Source organism: Massilia sp. Root133 (genome assembly GCF_001426525.1).
Classification (GTDB): Bacteria; Pseudomonadota; Gammaproteobacteria; order Burkholderiales; family Burkholderiaceae_D; genus Telluria; species Telluria orientalis.
Window position 1 is genome coordinate 383,060 of the sequence record NZ_LMEW01000035.1, and the last position, 21,135, is coordinate 404,194.

The 21,135-nt window shown below is 66.9% G+C and carries 12 protein-coding genes and 1 pseudogene; 6 read left to right on the forward strand and 7 right to left on the reverse strand.

From position 1 onward, the window contains the following. From ASD28_RS33040 to cphA (ASD28_RS28500), 6 genes and pseudogenes are all read right to left on the reverse strand, one after another. A pseudogene (locus ASD28_RS33040) lies at positions 1-150 on the reverse strand (nitroreductase family protein); the annotation flags it as partial. A gap of 172 nt (positions 151-322) precedes the next feature. Next, positions 323-1,732, reverse strand: a complete 1,410-nt coding sequence (locus ASD28_RS28480) for a PLP-dependent aminotransferase family protein (protein WP_056136916.1) — start codon at positions 1,730-1,732, stop codon at positions 323-325. 206 nt (positions 1,733-1,938) lie between these two features. Then, positions 1,939-2,154: a hypothetical protein gene (locus tag ASD28_RS28485; protein ID WP_056136651.1), complete on the reverse strand. Its 216-nt coding sequence runs from the start codon at positions 2,152-2,154 to the stop codon at positions 1,939-1,941. Positions 2,155-2,225: 71 nt separating this feature from the next. Beyond that, positions 2,226-2,594 carry a hypothetical protein gene (locus ASD28_RS28490; protein ID WP_056136654.1) on the reverse strand — a complete coding sequence of 123 codons (369 nt, stop codon included), beginning with the start codon at positions 2,592-2,594 and terminating at the stop codon, positions 2,226-2,228. Between the two features lie 166 nt (positions 2,595-2,760). Continuing rightward, entirely contained in the window at positions 2,761-5,331 is a 2,571-nt protein-coding gene (gene cphA, locus ASD28_RS28495) for a cyanophycin synthetase (RefSeq protein WP_056136655.1), read from the reverse strand. A 54-nt stretch (positions 5,332-5,385) separates the two neighbouring features. Continuing rightward, positions 5,386-7,563 (reverse strand): cyanophycin synthetase, encoded by a 2,178-nt coding sequence (gene cphA / locus ASD28_RS28500; RefSeq protein ID WP_056136657.1) that lies wholly within the window; start codon positions 7,561-7,563, stop codon positions 5,386-5,388. 307 nt (positions 7,564-7,870) lie between these two features. On the opposite strand from cphA (ASD28_RS28500), the gene ASD28_RS28505 reads away from it, so the two are divergent. After that, a complete protein-coding gene (locus tag ASD28_RS28505; RefSeq protein WP_082577189.1) occupies positions 7,871-10,159 on the forward strand; it encodes an ABC transporter ATP-binding protein in 2,289 nt (762 codons plus the stop codon). A gap of 3 nt (positions 10,160-10,162) precedes the next feature. Then, positions 10,163-10,630 carry a DUF1854 domain-containing protein gene (locus tag ASD28_RS28510; protein WP_056136659.1) on the forward strand — a complete coding sequence of 156 codons (468 nt, stop codon included), beginning with the start codon at positions 10,163-10,165 and terminating at the stop codon, positions 10,628-10,630. A 76-nt stretch (positions 10,631-10,706) separates the two neighbouring features. Here the strand turns inward: ASD28_RS28510 and ASD28_RS28515 are convergent, their stop codons facing one another. Beyond that, complete coding sequence (locus ASD28_RS28515; RefSeq protein WP_056136661.1) at positions 10,707-12,329, reverse strand: ABC-F family ATP-binding cassette domain-containing protein; 1,623 nt, start codon at positions 12,327-12,329, stop codon at positions 10,707-10,709. A gap of 167 nt (positions 12,330-12,496) precedes the next feature. On the opposite strand from ASD28_RS28515, the gene ASD28_RS28520 reads away from it, so the two are divergent. From ASD28_RS28520 to ASD28_RS28535, 4 genes are all read left to right on the forward strand, one after another. After that, positions 12,497-13,720 (forward strand): glycosyltransferase, encoded by a 1,224-nt coding sequence (locus tag ASD28_RS28520; RefSeq protein ID WP_056136663.1) that lies wholly within the window; start codon positions 12,497-12,499, stop codon positions 13,718-13,720. A 27-nt stretch (positions 13,721-13,747) separates the two neighbouring features. Then, positions 13,748-14,827, forward strand: a complete 1,080-nt coding sequence (locus ASD28_RS28525; protein ID WP_056136665.1) for an SDR family oxidoreductase — start codon at positions 13,748-13,750, stop codon at positions 14,825-14,827. Positions 14,828-15,028: 201 nt separating this feature from the next. Further along, positions 15,029-17,554, forward strand: a complete 2,526-nt coding sequence (locus tag ASD28_RS28530) for an excinuclease ABC subunit UvrA (protein ID WP_056136666.1) — start codon at positions 15,029-15,031, stop codon at positions 17,552-17,554. 110 nt (positions 17,555-17,664) lie between these two features. After that, positions 17,665-21,135: a response regulator gene (locus ASD28_RS28535; RefSeq protein ID WP_056136668.1), complete on the forward strand. Its 3,471-nt coding sequence runs from the start codon at positions 17,665-17,667 to the stop codon at positions 21,133-21,135.

Genomic DNA, 21,135 nt, shown 5'->3' on the forward strand with positions numbered 1-21,135 from the left:
GTGGAAGGACGTGGGCGCGGCGGTGCCGACCTGCACGAGCGCGCGGATCTCGTCGTCGCTCAGGGTGGCGGACGGGTCGTAGTACTTGGTTGCGCTGCGGCTCAAGATACAGTCGATGACGGTATTGGTCCCGGTAAATCCCTTGGTCATAATTGTTCCTGTGGGTAAAGGAGTGTGGTGGTCGCGTGCTATCCGGCGTGAACGGTGCCCACGCGTATCAGGGGCGCGCATATCGCGCAGCAATGCATTCTGTCGTATCGATGAGATGAATTGAAGAACCAAGATTGCCGATTCCCGTGTGTACCAAGGCGCCGCCGGCGTATCAGGCGTAGCGGTCGATGATCTCGAACAGTTGGCGGCAGGCTGACGCGAGATGCGGCTCGGGTGCGGTCGCAACCCCAAGCAACAGGCCCGGCTGGCTCCACGACCGCGTCGCGAACCATTGGGACAACGGCGACGGTGCCATCCCGAAGCTTCTGGCTTCCCGGGCGATCTGTACGTCGGGTATGCCGTCGGGCAGGCTGAGCAGGACGGCCAGGCCCGCCGTGACCCACGGTACGTCATGTATCCGCAACTGTTCGCACAGCGCGTCGCGCTGGGACGAATACAAACGCTTCAGCCGCCGGACTCGCCGGCTGTAATGGCCCTCGCGCATGAACCGCGCCATGGGAAGTTGAATGACGGGGGAGGGCGCGTGGACAAACACTGCCGCCGCCTCGGAGAACGCGGCGACCAGCCCGGTCGGTGCCACGATGAATCCGAGTCGCAGTCCCGGGCCGACGGTCTTGCTGAACGTACCGATATGGATGACCCGTTTGCCGTTGTCCAGCGATGCCAGGGCCGGCGCCGCTCTGCCTTCGATTTGCAAGTCGCCGAGGTAATCGTCCTCGATGATCCATGCACCGTTCGAGATTGCCCATTCAAGCAGCTGAAGCCGCCGTCTCAAACAAAGGGTCGGACCGAGGGGCGCCTGTTGACCGGGCGTCACGACGGCCAGCGCGGCGTCCGCGGCATGGTCGATCCCGTAACCGACGTTCATGCCGCCCGCGTCCACGGGGACCGGAACAATACGCAAACGCGCCAGTTGCAGCGCCTTGCGGGTGCGGTAGAAACCAGGCTCTTCCATCCAGACCTTGCGACCATCCAACCCGAGCACCCGCAGCGTGAGATCGAGTCCGGAACTGTAGCCCGACGTGATGAACACCTGTTCGGGAAGGCAGTGGATGTTCCTGGAGATCGAGAGATACCCTGCGATTTCCCGGCGCAGCTCGAATTCCCCCGACGGGTCGGGATGGCCCAGCGAAGAGAAAGGACCTGGCTTCAGCAGATTGGAAGAGCGGGCACGCGCGAACAGCCTTTCCGGCTGACCTTCCAACGCTGGAATACCGAGCTGGAAGATCGCCGGTCCGGCGCTCGTCTCATCGCGCTTCCTCGCACAGGTGTCGGGCCCAACTGCCTGTGGTTGCGTCGACCGCGCGTCCGGCCGTGGCGCCACGAGCGTGCCCCGGGCACCGAACGTTTCGATCATCTGGAAGTCGGATAAGCGCTCGTACGCCGCCTGGACCGTGCCGCGCGCCACACCCAGGTGAGCCGCGAGGTCTTGCCACGAAGGCAAGCGCGTGCCAGGTGCGAGCAGACCCGAGTCGATCGCCTTGGTGATGCTGATACGAATTTGTTCCGACAGCGACTGCGTGGATGCCCGGTCGAGCTCAATGTGCAGGTCTGAATTGATATGACGTGTCAAAGGACTCTCGGCGTTGACATGAGGCGATATTCAGAAATAAGCAACGGTAGCAGTCGGCGCGTATCGCAAGGTCTCGAAATTGTTCTAATTCGTCCTGATCGACGCGTTCGAACTCCGGGATGAGAGTGGATGGCAGGGTTTGACGACGGTCGCGAGGGGCGGCGGGCCACGACACGCATGGCCCGGCCTCGATGTCACAGCAGGAAAGTGCGCCGTCGCTTGCCCGGCACCGCCAACACCCTGAGCGCCGTTTCCATGCGCACGCGCCGGTACTCCATCGCCCTTGCCGCCGCATGCACGCCCCGCGCCCGCAACGCATCCTGCACGTTCTCGGCCGTCCAGCGGTCGCTCCGCCGTTCACCGAGCATTTTCTTCAGCAAGCCCTGGTCGTCGATCCATCGGTAAGTCATGACGTCCTCCTTGTGGTTGAGGACACCAGTTTCGCGTTAATTGCACCAAGGCAACTTACCGAGCATCAAGCCTAAGAAAGACGGGCGTGGTTGAGGATGAGCCAGGCCACGGTGATGACGACCATGCCGGTAAAGGTCACGCACGACCAGGTGAAGAACCAGGCCGACACGATCCCGGCCTGCAGCACCTTCTCGAACAGGATGCCCAGCGCGAAATCGAAGGCGGTGAGAAAGGACCAGCGCCGCAGGTAGACGGGCAGGTAGCGGCTCATCTTGCGGTTGTGCTGGTGCGCGGCGTGCCGTTCGATGCGGTCGCGCGCGGCGCTGACGTCGCGGAACAGCCAGTCGAAGAACAGGAAGCGGTACAGGAGACGCCGGAAGGGCATTTCCGGGGCCGGGTCGTTGTCTGCAACGGGGTGGGGCTGCTTGTCGATCGTCATGGTTGCACCGCTCGCTCGAATTCTCATTCATGGTATGCCAGATGCCGCGTCAAGCCACGTTCGTTGCCTAACGTAGCGTGCGCGCTGCCTGACGTTTCTGAGCAGCACCAATAAAAAGCGAAACGGGCGCTCGCGGCGCCCGTTCCGAAACAACGGCCAGGAGGCGTCAGCCTGCCTGCACCCGCTTGGCGATGTGCGCCAGCGCCTCGTCCACCTGGTCGATCAGGATCAGCGCCAGGTCGCCCGGCTGCAGGCGTTCGAGTGCCTTGTCGATGGCGACGAACTCGCCCTTGATCTCGTCGATGTGCGTCGTCCGGGGCGCGCCGGCGAGGCCCTCGCGCAGCAGGCCCACGACTTCGCCCTCGAGGCGGCCGCGCTGGCACTGGTCTTCGTACAGCAGCACGTCGTCGAACGCTCTGCCCAGGATGCGGGTCTGGTCGCGGATGTCCTCGTCGCGGCGGTCGCCCGCGCCGGAGATTACCACCGCGCGGCGCTTGGCCGGCATCGATTCGACGGCGTTCACGAGGGCCTGGATCGCGTCCGGGTTGTGGCCGTAGTCGGCGATGACGGTGGCGCCGCGGTAGTCGAACACGTTGAAGCGGCCCGGGGCATTGTCGCTTTCGCCGACGAACGTCTTGAGGCCGACGCGGATCGCATCCCACGAGATGTTCACGGCCCAGGCGGCGGCCACCGCGGCCATCACGTTCTCGACCTGGAAGCCGATCACGCCGCCGCGGGTGATGGGCACGTCAAGCAGCGGCACGCGTTCTTCGTTCTTGCCTTGCGCGGCGACGAGGTGGCCCTTGTCGACGTAGACGATGCGGCGGCCCTGCGCGCGGTGCTTCTGCATGACGGGCAGCGAGGCGTCCGCGGCGAAATAGGTGATGTCGCCCTTCGTGTTCTCGGCCATGCCGGCGACGATCGGGTCGGCCGCGTTCAGCACGGCCATGCCGTTCGGCGCGACGTTCTGGACGATCACGCGCTTCAGGACCGCGAGGTCTTCCAGGGTGGTGATGTAGTTCAGGCCCAGGTGGTCGCCGGAGCCGATGTTCGTGACCACGCCGACCTGGCAGCGGTCGTACGCGAGACCCTCGCGCAGGATGCCGCCGCGGGCCGTCTCGAACACGGCCGCGTCGACGTCCGGATGCAGCAGCACGTTGCGCGCGCTGCGCGGACCGCTGCAGTCGCCGCTGTCGATGCGGCGGCCCTGGATGTACACGCCGTCCGTGTTCGTCATGCCGGTGCGCAGGCCCGAGCTCGCGAGGAGGTGCGCGATCAGGCGCACGGTCGTCGTCTTGCCGTTCGTGCCCGTCACGGCGACGACCGGGATGCGGCCGTCGTCGCCCGGACCGTACAGCGTGTCCATGATGGCTTCGCCGACGGCGCGGCCCTTGCCGAACGACGGCGAGATGTGCATGCGCAGGCCCGGCGCGGCGTTCACTTCGACGATGCCGCCGCCCTGGTCCTCGATGGGTTTCAGCACGCTGTCGCACACGAGGTCGACGCCGCAGATGTCCAGGCCGACCATGTGGGCGGCCGCGATGGCGCGCGCCGCCACTTCCGGATGCACGTCGTCCGTGACGTCCGTCGCCGAGCCGCCCGTCGACAGGTTGGCGTTGTTGCGCAGGGTGACGCGCTGGCCCTTCGGCGGGACCGATTCCGCGTCATAGCCCTGCTTCGCCAGCGAGCCGAGGGCGATGTCGTCGAAGCGGATCTTGGTGAGCGACGTCGCGTGGCCGTCGCCGCGGCGCGGGTCCTTGTTGACGATGTCGACGAGCTGGCGCACGGTGTGCACGCCATCGCCCACCACGTGCGGCGGGTCGCGGCGCGCGGCGGCGACGAGCTTGTTGCCGACGACGAGCAGGCGGTAGTCATGGCCCGGCAGGTATTTTTCGACCATGATCTCGTCGCGGAACTCGGACGCGGCGGCAAAGCCCTTGTCGAGCTGCGCGCGCGTGGTGACGTTCACGGTCACGCCCTTGCCCTGGTTGCCGTCCTTCGGCTTGATCACGACCGGCAGGCCGATTTCCTGCGCGGCGGCCCACGCGTCGTCCGGATCGCTCACGCTGCGGCCCAGCGGGACGGGCACGCCGGCCGCGTTCAGCAGGGTCTTGGTCAGTTCTTTATCTTGCGCGATGGATTCCGCGATGGCGCCCGTGGCGTCGATCTCGGCGGCCTGGATGCGGCGCTGGCGGCTGCCCCAGCCGAACTGCACGAGGCTGCCCTCGGTCAGGCGGCGGTACGGGATGCCGCGCGCGACGGCGGCGTGCACGATCGAACCCGTCGACGGGCCGAGGCGCACGTCCTCGTCCAGGTCGCGCAGCTGCTTCAGGGCCGCATCGAGGTCGAACGGCTGGTCGTTGCGGGCGGCGGCGCACAGCTGTTCCGCCAGTTCCAGCGCGAGGCGGCCCACGTCTTCTTCGCTGTACTCGACGACGACCTGGTAAATGCCGCGCTCCAGCGTGGCGGTGGTGCGGCTGAACGTGACGGGGCAGCCGGCCTGCGCCTGCAGGGCCAGTGCGGCGACTTCCAGCACCTGGGCCAGCGGGATCGTGTCGTCATGGCCGGTCGGCTGCAGCGGCCAGATTTCCGGGAACAGGGCGCGCAGGCGCGTCTCGAAGCCGGGCAGGGCGCCGATCGATTCCTCTTCCGGCAAGCAGGCGACGATCGCCTCGATCGACGTGTGGTGGCTCCAGAGGTTGGGACCGCGCAGGGCGCGTACGCGTGATACTTCCATAAGTCTTTCCTTTAGGGTCTTGCGGCATCGGCCCGGTCAATGCCGGGCTCGTCATCAGGCCTTTTTCTTCTTGCCGGCCGGGTCGAACGTGCGCAGGCCGGCGCAGATCAGGTCCGTCGGCACGTCCAGCGCCCAGCCGGCCAGCGCGGCCGCGAGCAGGGCATTCGGCTGCGCGGCGGTGGCGGGCTTCACTTTGTCGATGCCCAGCAGCGGCACTTCCTCGCTGCCCTGGGCCAGGACGATGTGGTGGTTGCGCACGAATGCGACGCGGCCGCCGCCCGCGCGGTGCGCGGCCAGGGTGGCGTTGGCTTCGTCCTGCGCGTAGAACAGCACGGCGCCGTCGGACAGTTCGGCCAGCGCGGCCACGCGTTCATCCGCCGCATCCAGCACGGCCGCGCCATCGGACAGCACGACGTCGACCTGGCTGCGTACGACGTTGTAGAGCGCATCGTCGTCGCGCACGTACAGGTCGGCCACGTCGGCCACGCTGCCCATGTCGGTCACGATGCCGACGAGGCAGCGGTCGTACGGCAGGCCCTCGGTCAGGATCGTGCGCGCGTTCGATTCGAACACGGCGGCCTGCACGGTGCGGTTGATCAGCAGGCGCTGGCCGGCGTCGAAGCGGGTGCCGTCCTGCGCCGTGACCTGGCGGCCGTCGAGGAACAGGCCCTCGCGGTTGGCCACGCCCACGTGCTTGCCGGCCAGGTTCAGCACGGTGCCGACGAGGCGCGCGGCGAGTGCCGCGTCCGTGGTGCCCGTGACGCCCACGAGCGGGATGCGTCCCGTCTCGCCCTCGGCGAACAGGTGTTCCACGATCGCCTTGCCCACGTTGCGCGGCTCGCCCTGGGCGGGCTTGATGTGCGCGAGCAGGCCGGGGCTGGAATTGACTTCGATGATGGCGCCGCGCTGTTCTTCCAGCGGACGCGAGATGTCTTCGCACACGAGGTCGATGCCGGCGATGTCCAGGCCCACGACGCGCGCGGCCAGCGCGGCCACGTGCGCGACGTCGGGGTGGACCTCGTCCGTGACGTCGTCGGCCACGTTGCCGTTCAACTGGATCAGTACTTTCTGACCCGCCTGCGGGACCGAATCCGGCGTGAGGCCCTGGCGTTTCAGGTCCAGCATGACTTCATCGCTTTCGGCCGGCACGACGGGGCTGAGCGGGAATTCTTCGGAATTGCCGCGGCGCGGGTCGATGTTGATCTGGCTGTCGCACAGCTGGGTGACGGTGGAGGTGCCGTCGCCGACGACCCACAGCGATTCGCCTTTGGCAGCGGCAACGACTTTCGAACCGACGACGAGCAGACGGTGTTCGTTGCCGGGAATGAAGCGCTCGACGAGGACGGCGCTGGAATCGCCTTCTTCGGCCGCGATGGCGTAGGCGGCATGCACGTCCGCTTCCGACATCAGGTTCAGCGACACGCCGCGGCCATGGTTGCCGTCGACGGGCTTGATGGCGACGGGCAGGCCGATGTCCTGCGCTTCTTCCCACGCCGCTGCCGCGCTGCGCACCACGGACCCCTCAGGGACTGGCACGCCGCAGGAGGCGAGCAGGGTCTTGGTGAGATCCTTGTCGCTGGCGATGGATTCGCCGATGGCGCTCGTACGGTCCGTCTCGGCCGTCCAGATGCGGCGCTGCGCGCTGCCGTGTCCCAGCTGCACGAGGTTGCCTTCGGTCAGGCGGATAGAGGGGATGCGGCGGTCGGTGGCGGCGTCGACGATGTGGCCGGTCGACGGACCCAGGCAGTAGCGGTCGACCAGTTCCGTCAGCTCATCGACCTTGGCCTGCAGGTCGAACGGGGTGTCGTTGATGGCGGACATCAAGAGCGCGTGGCCGGCTTGCAGGGCGGCACGGCCGACGGTCTCGTCGCGTGTGCGGAATGCCATTTTATAAATGCCGTGGTCGGCGGTGGAGCGGGTCTTGCCGAAACCGGTCTTCATGCCGGCCAGGTTCTGCAATTCGAGGACGATGTGTTCGAGAATGTGACCGGACCAGGTGCCGTCGCGCAGGCGCTCCAGGAAGCCGCCCCGTTCGCCGACGCCGCAGCGGTGTTCGATCAGGCCCGGCAGCCAGGCGGTGAGGCGTTCATACAGGCCGGGAAGTTTATTCGAAGGACATTCTTCGAGTTCGCCGATGTCGAGCCACGTTTCGATGACAGGGCGGTAGGTCCAGATGTTCGGTCCACGCAGGTGGTTTACACGAAGAATTGCAATGTCTTTCTTATTTGTCATGAAAATATCCAGCCACGCGACGACCGCTCTCTCATCGCGTGGCATTGCCTAAGTTTGCACATCGATGGTCAAAGACGCTGCCGGATCGCGGCCCCGTCTTCCTCTCTTTCCATAATGCACATGTTGTATACTTGCCGGAACGAAGCTTACCGTGCCGAACCGATTTCTGCCACTCTGGCCCCTCCGATAGAATACCGTACACGCCGAAGCGCCGCGTTTCGGAAGGTGCGCGTGTCAACGGCAACACCGCCCTCAACGTTCCATCGTACAGATCAGAACCAAAACTCGCCTTTGCCGGCGGCATCACATGACAACTCAACAACTTGTTCCCTCCGGTCCGCAGGCGTCGACCGCCGGTTTCCTGCCTGAGCACTGGCAGGCGGACGTCGCGAAGAAGCTTGCGCCAGGGGAAAACGTTTTAAACAGCGTCGAGGTTGACCTCGATGCGAAATTACGTTTCACCAAAGGTATTCTTGTCGTCACGAATTATCGCCTGCTGACCCGCGCACCCGGCGACACGATGTGGCGCGACTGGCCGTATCGTGCCGGTTTGACAATGCGCCACCACGACCATGCGGGCGTCGGCCACCTCGAACTCGTCGACCAGAACGGCCTGTTGGCGGCCTGGCGCTTTACCTTGGGCCAGAACCTGCAAGCCATTCGCGTCGTCGACCAGTTCGAGGACCAGGTCGAAAGCCACGTCAGCGGCGTCCCCGTGCAAGCGCCCGAGCAACATACTTGCCCGAGTTGCAAGGCGCCGCTGGAACCGGACCAGGAAGACTGCCCGATCTGCACCAAGGTGCTGCATACGCCGCCGTCGACCTGGACCCTGTTCCGCCTGTGGCGCTTCGCCCGGCCATACAAGGGTCAATTGCTCCTCGGATTCTTGCTTATGTTGGCAAGTACCGGCGCACACATGATTCCGCCGTATCTGACGATGCCGCTGATGGACAACGTGCTGATCCCTTACCAGAACGGCAAGCACATCGACACGCACCTCGTCTACATGTACATGGGCGGCCTGTTCGCATCGAGCATGCTGGCCTGGGCGCTGGGCTGGGGCCGCACGTACATCCTCGCCCTCGTGTCCGAGCGGATGGGCGCCGACATGCGTTCCGAGACCTATGAACACCTGCTGAGATTGTCGCTGGAATTCTTCGGCGGCAAGCGCACGGGCGACCTCATGTCGCGCATCGGCAGCGGCTCGGACCGCATCTGCGTGTTCCTGTCGCTGCACCTGCTGGACTTCCTGTCCGACGTTCTCATGATCATCATGACGGGCGTGATCCTGTTCAGCATCAATGCCAAGCTGGCCCTGATCACGCTGGTGCCGCTGCCGTTCATCGCGTGGATGATCCACGTCGTACGCGACAAGCTGCGCACGGGCTTCGAAAAGATCGACCGCGTGTGGGGCGAGGTCACGAACGTGCTGGCGGACACGATCCCCGGCATCCGCGTCGTGAAGGCGTTCGCGCAGGAGCACCGCGAGGCGTCGCGCTTCCGCGAGGCCAATAAACACAACCTGGCCGTCAACGACAAATTGAACAAGGTGTGGTCGCTGTTCTCGCCGACCGTGTCGCTGCTGACGGAACTGGGCCTGCTCATCATCTGGTGCTTCGGCATCTGGCAGGTCAGCCAGCAGGAGATCACCGTCGGCGTGCTGTCGGCGTTCATCGCGTACAGCGGCCGCTTCTACGTCCGTCTCGATTCGATGAGCCGCATCGTGTCCGTCACGCAGAAATCCGCGTCGGCCGCGAAGCGCATCTTCGACATCCTCGACCACGTGTCGAGCGTTCCCGACCCCGTCAATCCGGTCAAGCTGGACAAGGTCGAGGGCAATATCGCGCTGCGCGAAGTGGGCTTCCGCTACGGCAACCGCGCCGTCAACCGCGGCATTTCGCTGAACATCAAGGCCGGCGAGATGGTGGGCCTCGTGGGTCATTCCGGCTCGGGCAAGAGCACCCTGGTCAACCTGATCTGCCGCTTCTACGACGTGGCGGAAGGCGCGATCCTGCTGGACGGCCGCGACATCCGCAGCTTCGCCGTCGCGGACTACCGCCGCCACATCGGCCTCGTGCTGCAGGAGCCGTTCCTGTTCTTCGGCACCATCGCGGACAACATCGCCTACGGCAAGCCGGATGCGACGCGCGAAGAGATCATCGCCGCCGCCCGCGCCGCGCACGCCCACGAATTCATCCTGCGCCTGCCGCAGGGGTATGACTCGATGGTCGGGGAGCGGGGCCAGGGCCTGTCCGGCGGCGAGCGCCAGCGCATCTCGATCGCCCGCGCGCTGCTGATCGACCCGCCGATCCTGATCATGGACGAAGCGACGTCGTCCGTCGACTCGGAAACGGAAAAGGAAATCCAGAAGGCGCTGGACAATCTCGTGCAGGGCCGCACGACGATCGCCATCGCGCACCGCCTGTCCACCTTGCACCGTGCCGACCGCCTCGTCGTGCTGGACCGCGGCCAGGTGGTGGAAGAGGGCAACCACGACGAACTGATGGCGCGCGAAGGCGCGTATTACCGCCTGTACGAAGCGCAGGCGCGCAACGTGGACCAGGATCCGGACGACGACGGCAGCAAGGACGACTGAACGATGAATGCAACTTTTCAATTGAGGCGCGACCCGTTCGGGAAGCTGGTCCTGACGAATGCCGAGGGCGAGGAATTCGTGGGCGTCACGCCCGTGCGCTCATTCCCCGTGCAGGCGCCGTCGAAAGGCATCTCGCTCGTGCGCGACGGCGGCAAGGAAGTCGCCTGGATCGACGACATCGACACGGTGCCGGCCGACATCCGCTCGCTCGTGACGGAAGAACTCGACGGCCGCGAATTCATGCCCGAGATTTTGTCGATCAAGGACGTGTCCAGCTTCGCCACGCCGTGCACGTGGACGGTGAAAACCGACCGTGGCGACACGGAATTCGTGCTCAAGGGCGAGGAAGACATTCGCCGGCTGGGGACGTATTCGCTGCTCATCGCGGACAGTCATGGGATTCACTTTCTCATCCGCGACATGTTTGGGATCGACAAGGGGAGCAGGAAGATTCTCGACAGGTTCCTGTAAGCGCCGGACCTGCGCCACCTTGACCGCATGTCCTTCCCCTTGCAAACGTATTGACATAATATTGCCAGAAGATCAGTTATTTATCGACAACATTTTCAGCCGCATCGCCGGCGATCCACCCACCCGCCGTCCACTCGAGCCGGTGGGTGAGCGCCAGCGTGTCCAGGAAGCGCCCGTCGTGCGACACGACGACGAGCGCCCCCGGCCACGACCCCAGCATCGCTTCCAGCGCCTCCACGCTCGCGAGGTCGAGGTGGTTGGTCGGCTCGTCCAGCATCAATAGCTTCGGTGACGGCTCGCGCAGTACGGCCAGCAGCAGCGCGCCGCGCATGCGTTCGCCGCCGCTCAACTCGCCGCTGGGACGCAGGATGCGGTCCGGACCCAGCCCCGCGAGCGCGAGCATCTGGCGCAGGCGGCCCGCGTCGTGCGTGCTTTTCAGTTGATCGAGCAGGCTGCGCGCCGGGTCGAGCAGGGCCAGGTGCTGGTCCAGCAGCACGCCGGGCAGCCCGTGCACGCTGCCGGACAGCGGTGCGATCTCGCCGGCGATCGTGCGCAGCAAGGTGGACTTGCCGCAGCCGTTCGGCCCCGACATCGCGATGCGCGCCGCGCCCTGCACGCGCCAGTCCAGTGCCTGACGCGGACCGTGACGCGCGACGAGCGCGTCGAATGCGAGCGCCGTCTGGCCGGGCGGGATGTCGACGTCCAGCTGCGGAAAGGCCGGCTGCTGGTGCAGCGCATCGAACGTGGCAAATACGGCGCTGACGTCATCCTGTAACGCCTGCCGCGCGCGCGCGTGGCGCTCGAGCCGGGCGCCGTCCGTCTGCTCGGCGCGCTGGGGCAGGGCGTTCAGGACGATCTTCGGCATGCCGCCGTCCGCCTTCGCGCGCGCGCCGCGGGCGCTCCGGCGCGCGGCGCGCTCGGCCTGTTCCCGCATCTTTTGCTCGCCCTGGCGGCGCTCGACCTTCGCACGTTCCAGCTTCGCGCCGGCGGCCGCCAGTTCCGCGTCGCGCTGTTCGGCCACGAGCGACCACCCGCCGCCGTAGCGCCGCAAACCGCCCGCATGGACTTCCAGCGTGCGCTCGACGTGCTCCAGCAGATCGCGGTCGTGGCTGATGAGCAGCAGGCCACGGCCGGACTGGCGCCACGCGCGCATCTGGTCGAGCAGGAAGGCGCGGTTGCCAAGGTCGAGGTGGTTGCCCGGTTCATCCAGCACGAGCAGGTCGGCGTCCGAGCAAAAGGCGCCGATCAGCGCGAGCAGCGTGTGCTGGCCGCCGGACAATGCTTGCGGTTCGAGGTCCGCGTCGAGCCCGGCGCCGTCCAGCATCGCCTTCCAGCGCGCTTCCAGGTCCCAGCGGTCGCCGATGAGGTCGAAATCCTCGTCGCGTGCCTCGCCGTCCGCCAGCCGGTGCAGGGCGGCCAACGGCGCGTCGAGACCGGCGACTTCGGCCAGGGAGCGTGCGGACGTGGCCCCGGTCTGCTGCGCCACGTACCGGATGCGCCCCGGCCGTTCGATGCGGCCGGCGGCTGGCGGCATGTCGCCCGCGAGCACGCGCCCGAGCGTGGACTTGCCGCTGCCGTTATGGCCGATCAGGCCGACCGTCTCCGCTTGAAACGACTCGTGCAGGTTCGTGAAGAGGATGCGCCCATCGGGCAGGATGATGTCGACCCCGTGCAGGGCCGCGAAGTAGGGATGCGCCATGTGGAACTCCTGGATGCCAAGGAAAGCCGGAAGGGTTTCGAGGCCGTAGCAGTGCGAAAAGCATGCGAACGGCGGGCATTACAGGCGCATGGGTAGAATCTCCTGAAAACGAACCCATATTCTAGCAGGAGTGCCGCATCGAACCCCAACACTACGTCGTCGTCACGATCGGCTCGGCCGGCGACCTGTTCCCGTTTCTCGCGCTGGCGCTCGCCCTGCGTGCCCGCGGCCACCGCGTGAGCTTCCTCGCGCCCGAGCAGCACGGCCCGTGGGTACGGCCGACCGGCTTGCCGTTCACCGGCCTGCCCGCCGACGAAGCCGTGCTGCGCGATCCCGACCTGTGGCATCCCACGCGCGGCTTCGGCGTCGTGTGGCGCGCGACGCGGCCCGCGATGGCGCGCATCGTGCCCTTCGTCGCCGCGCTGCCGCAGGATGAATCCTGCGTGCTGCTCGTGCATCCGCTCGCGCTGCCCGAGGCCGACTTGTGCCGCGTGGGGCATCCTGGCGTGAGGATCGCGGCCGCCTACCTCGCGCCGGCGAACCTCATGACGGTACACGATCCGTTGCTGGTGGGCCCGTGGCGCGTGCCCGCGTGGGTGCCGCTGTCCGCGCGCCGGGCGTTCTGGCGCTGGGCGGGCAGGCGCTTCATCGATCCCGTCGCGCTGGCGGACGTGAACGCGGCGCGCACGCCGCACGGCCTGGCACCGGTGCCGTCGCTGATGGACTGGATCGCGTCCGTGCCCGACCTGTCGGTGACGCTGTTCCCCGCCTGGTTCGCGTCCACGCAGCCGGACTGGCCGCAACCGCTGGTGCGCGGCGATTTTCCCTTGTTCGATCCGCATGGCGATGCGTCGCTGGCGCCCGGGCTGACGGCGTTCCTGCAGGCCGGTGCACCGCCGCTCGTGTTCACGCACGGCACCGGCAACACGCAGGCAGCTGCATATTTCCGTGATGCCGCCGCAGCAGCCACGCGGCTGGGGCGGCGCGCGATCTTCCTCACGCCGCACCGCGAGCAGGTGCCGGCCGACCTGCCGCCATCGATGCTGTGGCAGGACTACGTGCCGCTGCGCGCACTGCTGCCGCAGGCGGCGGCGCTCGTCCACCACGGCGGCATCGGCACGACGGCGGAGGCGCTGCGCGCGGGGACGCCGCAACTCGTCGTGCCGCTGGCGCACGACCAGTTCGACAACGGCGCGCGCGTGACGGCGCTCGGCGTCGGCGCGAGCCTGCCGGCCGGGCGGCTGAACGAACGGCGGCTCGTGCGTGCGCTGGACGGTTTGCTGGCGGCGCCCGGCCTGGCGGCTCGGACGCGTGCGGTGGCGGCGCGCTTCCCGCCGGGCGGCGGCATCGACAAGGTGTGCGACGCGCTTTCCCGAAGCGGGCAAGAATAGCGGTTGCCATCGACAAGGAGAAGCGGCATGAAAAGAAGCGCACTCGTCGTGGGCGCCAGCGGGATCGGCGGCCACGCCACGGCACGGGAACTGCTGGCCCACGGCTGGACCGTGTACGGCCTCGCGCGCCGCCCGCCCGCCGACCTGCCGGGCCTGATCCCCGTGCCGGCCGACCTGATGGATCCGGAACGGCTCGGCGCAGCGCTCGCCACGGCATTTGGCGACGGAGGCCCGACGCACGTCTTCATCACGACGTGGATGCGCCAGGACAGCGAAGCGGAAAACATCCGCGTCAACGCCACGCTCGTGCGCAACCTGCTCGATGCCCTCAGCCGCCGCAAGACGCTGCGCCACGTGGCGCTGGTGACGGGCCTGAAGCACTACCTCGGCCCGTTCGAGGCGTACGCCAGTTCCGGTACCTTGCCCGACACGCCGCTGCGCGAATCGCAGCCGCGCCTGCCCCTCGATAATTTTTATTACGCGCAGGAAGACGAGGTCTACGCGGCGGCCGCCCGTGACCGCTTCACGTGGACCGTGCACCGGCCCCACACCGTCATCGGCATGGCGGTCGGCAATGCGATGAACCTGGGCACGACGCTGGCCGTGTACGCGTCGATCTGCAAGGCGACGGGCCGGCCGTTCCGCTTCCCCGGTTCGCGGGCGCAGTGGGAAGGCCTGTCCGACGTGACGGATGCGCGCATGCTCGCGCGGCAGCTGCGCTGGGCCGCCGACCACGACGCCGCGCGCAACGAGGCCTTCAACATCACGAACGGCGACTACTTCCGCTGGAGCTGGCTGTGGCGCCGGCTCGCGGCGTGGTTCGGCGTCCAGGCGGCCGGTTTCGAGGGCGAGATGCGGCCGCTCGAAGCCGAGATGGCGAACGACCACGCCGTCTGGCGCGAGATCGCCACGCGCCACAAGCTCGTCGAGGCGGACCTGAACCGGCTCGTGTCGCCGTGGCACACGGACCTCGACCTCGGCCGTCCCATCGAAGTGATGACGGACATGGCGAACAGCCGCCGCCTCGGCTTTGCCGCGTGGCAGTCGACCGAGGATTCGTTCTACGACCTGTTTGCCGAGTTGCGGGCGCGGATGCTGATCCCCTAGCCGACCCGTCGTTCCCGCGAAGGCGAGAACCTGAGTTTTGTGCACACCGACTACGTGTAACGGTAGCGGCATGCGGGCAATTGGGTTCCCGGCAAGGGGACGCCTGATCCGGGAACGACGGTCTAACTGTGTTCGACCGCACCGACTGCCGGGTTTGCATGTGCTGGAATGAGGCATCGTGAAGCATCCGGAGCCGCAGGCATGCGCGACCAAACATTGAAGACAGGCCACGTGCGCGTGCGCGGCGCGCGCGAGCACAATCTGAAGAACGTCGACCTCGACATCCCGCGCGACGCGCTCGTCGTGTTCACGGGCGTGTCCGGCTCGGGCAAGTCGTCGCTCGCGTTCGGGACACTCTATGCGGAAGCGCAGCGGCGCTACCTGGAATCCGTCTCGCCCTACGCGCGCCGGCTGTTCCACCAGATGCCCGTGCCGGAAGTGGACGACATCGATGGCCTGCCGCCCGCCGTCGCCCTGCAACAGCAGCGCGGCACGCCGACGACGCGGTCCTCGGTCGGCAGCGTGTCGACCCTGTCGAACTCCCTGCGCATGCTGTACTCGCGCGCCGGCGATTATCCGCCCGGCCAGGAGCTGCTGTACGCCGAATCGTTCTCGCCCAACACGGCGGAAGGCGCGTGTCCGCAATGCTCGGGACTTGGGCGCGTGTACGACGCGACGGAAGCGTCGATGGTGCCGGACGACAGCCTGACGATCCGCGAGCGCGCCGTCGCCGCGTGGCCGCCCGCGTGGCACGGCCAGAACCTGCGCGACATCCTCGTCACCATGGGGTACGACGTTGACACGCCGTGGCGCGACCTGCCCAGGAAGGACCGCGACTGGATCCTGTTCACCGACGAGACGCCCACCGTGCCCGTGTACGCGGGCCTCACGCCGGAGGAAACGCGCCGCGCCCTGAAGCGCAAGGAGACGCCCAGCTACCAGGGCACGTTCAGCGGCGCGCGCCGCTACGTGCTGCAGACGTTCGCGAACACGGAAAGCGCGTCGATGAAGAAGCGCGTGGCACGCTACATGGTGAGCACGGAATGCCCGCTGTGCCAGGGCCGCCGCCTGCGCCAGGAAGCCTTGTCCGTGACGTTTGCCGGCTTGGACATCATGACCTTGTCGCGCGTCCCGCTGGACCGCCTGGCGCAGATGCTGCGTCCTTACGCGGATGGAACGGCACCCAGGCGTGCCGATAAACACCCGGAGCAGCTGATCGTCACGCAGCGCATCGCCGCGGACCTGTGCGCGCGGCTCGACACGATGCTGGCGCTGGGCCTGGGCTACCTCGCGCTGGAACGCAGCACGCCGACCCTGTCGCCGGGAGAATTGCAGCGCCTGCGCCTCGCCACGCAGGTGAGGTCGAACCTGTTCGGCGTCGTGTACGTGCTGGACGAGCCGTCGGCCGGCCTGCATCCGGCCGACACGGAAGCGCTGCTGGATGCGCTCGCGCGCCTGAAGGCGGCCGGCAATTCGCTGTTCGTCGTCGAGCACGCGCTCGATGTGATCCGGCACGCGGACTGGATCGTCGACGTCGGTCCGCAGGCAGGCGAGAAAGGCGGCCAGATTCTATATAGCGGCCCGCCCGATGGCCTGCGCGACGTGAAGGGCTCGCACACGCGGCGCTATCTGTTCACGGATGCGCAGGACGCCGTGCGCCCGCCGGAACGGACCCCGCGCGAGCCGGCCGGGTGGCTGCGGCTGGAAGGCGTCACGCGCAACAACCTGCACGATCTCGCCGTCTGCTTCCCGCTCGGCGTGATGACGGGCGTGACGGGCGTCTCCGGCTCCGGCAAGTCGACGCTCGTGAGCCAGGTGCTCGTCGACCTCGTCGGCGCGGCGCTTGGACAGGGAGCGGCCGACGCCGAGACGGAGGAAGGCATGGACCTGGAGCGCGAGGCCGACATCCCGACCGTCGGCCACATCGCGGGCCCCATGCACGGCATCCGCCGCCTCGTGCGCGTGGACCAGAGGCCGATCGGCCGCACCCCCCGGTCGAACCTCGCCACGTACACGGGCCTGTTCGACCAGGTGCGCAAACTGTTCGCGGCGACGCCGGCCGCGAAAAAGCGCCGCTACGACGCCGGCCGGTTCTCGTTCAATGTGGCGAAGGGCCGCTGCGAACATTGCGCGGGCGAGGGCTTCGTGATGGTCGAGCTGCTGTTCCTGCCGAGCGTGTACGCGCCTTGTCCCACATGCGGCGGCGCGCGCTACAACGCCGACACGCTGGCGATCCGCTACAACGACCGCAACATCGCGGACGTGCTGGGCATGACGGTCGACGAGGCGCATGCGTTCTTCGCGGACGAGGAAGCCGTCGCGCGGCCGCTCTCCGTGCTGCGCGAGGTGGGGCTCGGTTATTTGCGGCTGGGGCAGAGCGCGACGGAGCTCTCGGGCGGCGAGGCGCAGCGCATCAAGCTGGCGACCGAACTGCAGCGCGCCGGCCGCGGCGGGACGCTGTACGTCCTGGACGAGCCGACGACGGGCCTGCACCCGCTCGACGCCGACCGCCTGCTGGCCCAGCTCGACCGTCTCGTGGATGCGGGCAACACCGTCATCATGGTCGAGCACACGATGCGCGTGGTGGCTGCGTGCGACTGGGTGATCGACATCGGCCCGGGTGCGGGCGAGGCGGGCGGCAAGGTGGTGGCGGAGGGGCCGCCGGCGCAAGTCGCCAGGGAAAAGGGCAGCCGCACCGCGCCGTATCTTCGGCGATCTTTGTCGTAAATACGTCGCAACGCCGTCGACTTGACAAAAAGTCACGTTCAAGCGAACACCTCGGATTCTTTGCTTGCGTTACACTTGGGATATTTTTTTCATAAGAGTAACCACACAGCATGCCCGGTTCGAGTATCGATAGTGACCAATTCCGCCGGATCCTGTCGCGCAACGTCGCCATGCCCCTGGGCATGGGCGTGCTCAGCGCGCTCGTCTTCGTCGGTATCATCGCCTACCTCATCAATGTCCTGAGCTGGGTCGAGCATTCCGAGCACGTGATCGGCCGCGCCAACGAGGTCAGCCGGTTGTCGTCCGACATGGAGGCCGGCATGCGCGGCTACGTGCTGTCCGGCGACGACGATTTCCTCGAGCCTTACCTGTCGGCCAAGCCGCGCATGGATGCCGAGCTGAAGAATCTCGAGCGGCTCGTGGACGACAACCGGGCCCAGCTCGACCGCATCGAGCGGGTGCGCGCGGCGCAGGCCCAGTGGCAGGCGTTCGCCGAAGAGATGATCGGCATGCGCGCCAAGAAGAGCGATTTCGTCGAGATCATCCAGAACATCAAGGCCGGCCGCGGCAAGATCCTGACCGACCAGGTCCGGCGCGAGTTCCTCGATTTCATCCTGGAAGAACAACGCATCCTGCAGGAACGGAACGCGACGTCGCGCTCCGTGATCGCGTGGTCCGTCGCCGCCTTCCTCGCGTTCAGCCTGATCGTGGCCGGCCTGCTCGCCGTGTTCGGCCGGCGCGACCTGCAGGCGCTGTCCAAATCGTACGGCGATATCCTGCAGCACGAAGAAGACCACAATACCCAGCTGATGCAACAGGCGTGGCTGCGCTCGGGCCAGACGGAACTGGTCGGGAAGACGACGGGTATCATCAGCCTGGAACCGCTGGCCGACGCCGTGCTGAACTATGTGGCGAACTACCTGAACGGCGTCGTGGCCGCGATGTACGTGCGCGCGGAGGACGGTACGTTGACCCGCATCGGCGCGTACGGGTTCGCGCATGCGGACACGGACCGCGCGCGCATCGTGCATCCGACCGAGTCGCTGGCCGCGCAGGCCGCCAACCAGAACCGCATCGTCACCTTGCGCGACCTGCCGCCGGACTACATCAAGGTCGGTTCGGCGCTGGGCGAGACGGCGCCGCGCGAGCTCCTGATCGCGCCCGTGTCGAACTTCGGCAAGATCAAGGGCGTCATCGAGATCGGCTTCCTGCACGGCGTGCGCGAGCGCGACGTCCAGTTCATGGAGACGATCGCCGCGTCGGTCGGCGCCGCCGTCGCCAACGTGCTGCACCGCCAGCGCCTGCAGGCCGCGCTGGAAGAGCAGCAGGCCCTGAACGAGGAATTGCAAGTGCAGCAGGAAGAACTGCGCACGGCGAACGAAGAGCTGGAAGAACAGTCGCGCGCGCTGGAGGAATCGCAGTCGGCGCTGGAAAACCAGCAGGCCGAGCTGGAGCAGACGAACGAACAGCTGGCCGAGCAGGCCACCAACCTCGACAACAAGAACAGCGCGCTGGTGCAGGCCCAGGAACAGTTGCGCGAGCGGGCGCTGGAACTGGAGCGCGCGAGCCGCTACAAGTCCGAGTTTCTCGCGAACATGTCGCACGAACTGCGCACGCCGCTGAACTCGTCGCTGATCCTGGCGAAACTGCTGGCCGACAATACGGCCGGCAATTTGAACGACGAGCAGGTGCGCTTCGCCCAGACGATTTATTCGGCGGGCAATGATCTGCTGAACCTGATCAACGACATCCTCGACATCTCGAAGGTCGAGGCCGGCAAGCTGGAGCTCGTGCCGGAAGACCTGCCGCTGCGCCGCGTCATCGAGGGCCTGGCCCGCGTGTTCGAACCGCTTGCGCGCCAGAAGAGCCTGGACTTCAGCCTGACGGTCGAGCCGGACGTGCCGATCAGCATCCACACGGACCGCCAGCGCCTGGAGCAGATCCTCAAGAACCTGCTGTCGAACGCCGTCAAGTTCACGGACAAGGGCAAGGTGCATCTCACCGTGAGCGCCAACACGGATGGCTGGATCCAGTTCACCGTGCAGGATTCCGGCATCGGCATCGCGCCCGAGCAGCAGGACAAGATCTTCGACGCGTTCCACCAGGCCGACGGCTCCACCGCGCGCAAATACGGCGGCACGGGCCTGGGCCTGTCCATCTCGCGCGACCTGACCGCTTTGTTGGGCGGCACCCTGACGCTCACGAGTGCGCCGGGCGAGGGCAGTACGTTCGTGCTGAGCCTGCCGCGCAACGGCACCGTCGCCGCGACGCCGCCCGTGCTGCCGCCGGCGCAGCCGCCCGTGCGCGCACCCGTGCCGGAACCGGAGCCGGTAGCGCCGGCGCAGGGCCTGGCGTTGCCGGCGTTTGCCGACGACCGCGCCCAGCCCGCCGCCGGCGTGCGCACGGTGCTCGTGGTCGAGGACGAGCCGGAATTCGCGCGCATCCTGTACGGCCTTGCTCACGACATGGAATTCCGCTGCCTCGTCGCGCTGACGGCACAGGAAGGCCTGGAACTGGCGACGAACGAGAGTCCCGACGCGATCCTGCTCGACATCCGCCTGCCGGACGGCTCCGGCCTGTCCGTGCTGCAACAGCTGAAGGACAATCCGGGCACGCGCCACATCCCCGTCCACGTCGTCTCGAGCCAGGAGAACGGCGGCGAGGCGCTGCACCTGGGCGCGATCGGCTACGCACTGAAACCGACGTCGCGCGAGCAGCTGGAAGACGTGTTCCGCAAGCTGAAGGACAAGTCGTCGCAGGAAATGAAACGCGTGCTGCTCGTGGAAGACGACGAACGCCAGCGCGACAGCGTCGTGCAATTGATTTCCGATACGGACGTCGAGATCGCGGCCGTCGGGTCCGGCACGGAAGCGCTGGACCTGTTGCGCACGCAGACGTTCGACTGCATGATCATCGACTTGAAGCTGCCGGACATGCAGGGTAACGAGTTGCTCAAGCGTATGTCGTTGGAAGAACTGTGTTCGTTCCCGCCCGTCATCGTGTACACGGGACGCAATCTGACCCGCGACGAGGAAGCGGAACTGCTGAAATATTCGCGCTCGATTATCATCAAGGGTGCGCGCTCGCCGGAGCGCCTGCTGGACGAGGTCACGCTGTTCCTGCACAAGGTGGAATCGGAACTGTCGTCGGAACGCCAGTCGATGCTCAAGACGGTGCGCGGACGCGACCGCGTGTTCGAAGGCCGCACGATCCTGCTCGTGGACGATGACGTGCGCAATGTGTTCGCGTTGACCAGTGCCCTGGAGCAACGCGGCGCCAGGGTGGAGGTGGGGCGCAATGGGTATGAAGCCATTGCCAAGCTCGATGAACATGAGTCGATCGACCTGGTCCTGATGGACGTGATGATGCCGGGCATGGACGGACTGGAAGCGACGCGTCGCATCCGCCAGGACAAGCGCTTCGCGCGCCTCCCGATCATCGCGATCACGGCGAAGGCGATGAAGGACGACCAGGAACAATGCCTGGCCGCCGGCGCCAATGACTATCTCGCCAAGCCGATCGACCTGACCCGGCTGTACTCGCTGCTGCGCGTGTGGATGCCGACGCTGGAGCGCATTTGA

What these genes read in the sequence shown, in the direction of transcription:
- ASD28_RS28485 (WP_056136651.1), bottom strand. Translation starts at nt 2,154, where the DNA reads ATGACTTACCGATGGATCGACGACCAGGGCTTGCTGAAGAAAATGCTC.
- ASD28_RS28490 (WP_056136654.1), bottom strand. Translation starts at nt 2,594, where the DNA reads ATGACGATCGACAAGCAGCCCCACCCCGTTGCAGACAACGACCCGGCC.
- cphA (WP_056136655.1), bottom strand. Translation starts at nt 5,331, where the DNA reads ATGGAAGTATCACGCGTACGCGCCCTGCGCGGTCCCAACCTCTGGAGC.
- cphA (WP_056136657.1), bottom strand. Translation starts at nt 7,563, where the DNA reads ATGACAAATAAGAAAGACATTGCAATTCTTCGTGTAAACCACCTGCGT.
- ASD28_RS28505 (WP_082577189.1), top strand. Translation starts at nt 7,871, where the DNA reads ATGACAACTCAACAACTTGTTCCCTCCGGTCCGCAGGCGTCGACCGCC.
- ASD28_RS28510 (WP_056136659.1), top strand. Translation starts at nt 10,163, where the DNA reads ATGAATGCAACTTTTCAATTGAGGCGCGACCCGTTCGGGAAGCTGGTC.
- ASD28_RS28515 (WP_056136661.1), bottom strand. Translation starts at nt 12,329, where the DNA reads ATGGCGCATCCCTACTTCGCGGCCCTGCACGGGGTCGACATCATCCTG.
- ASD28_RS28525 (WP_056136665.1), top strand. Translation starts at nt 13,748, where the DNA reads ATGAAAAGAAGCGCACTCGTCGTGGGCGCCAGCGGGATCGGCGGCCAC.
- ASD28_RS28530 (WP_056136666.1), top strand. Translation starts at nt 15,029, where the DNA reads ATGCGCGACCAAACATTGAAGACAGGCCACGTGCGCGTGCGCGGCGCG.
- ASD28_RS28535 (WP_056136668.1), top strand. Translation starts at nt 17,665, where the DNA reads ATGCCCGGTTCGAGTATCGATAGTGACCAATTCCGCCGGATCCTGTCG.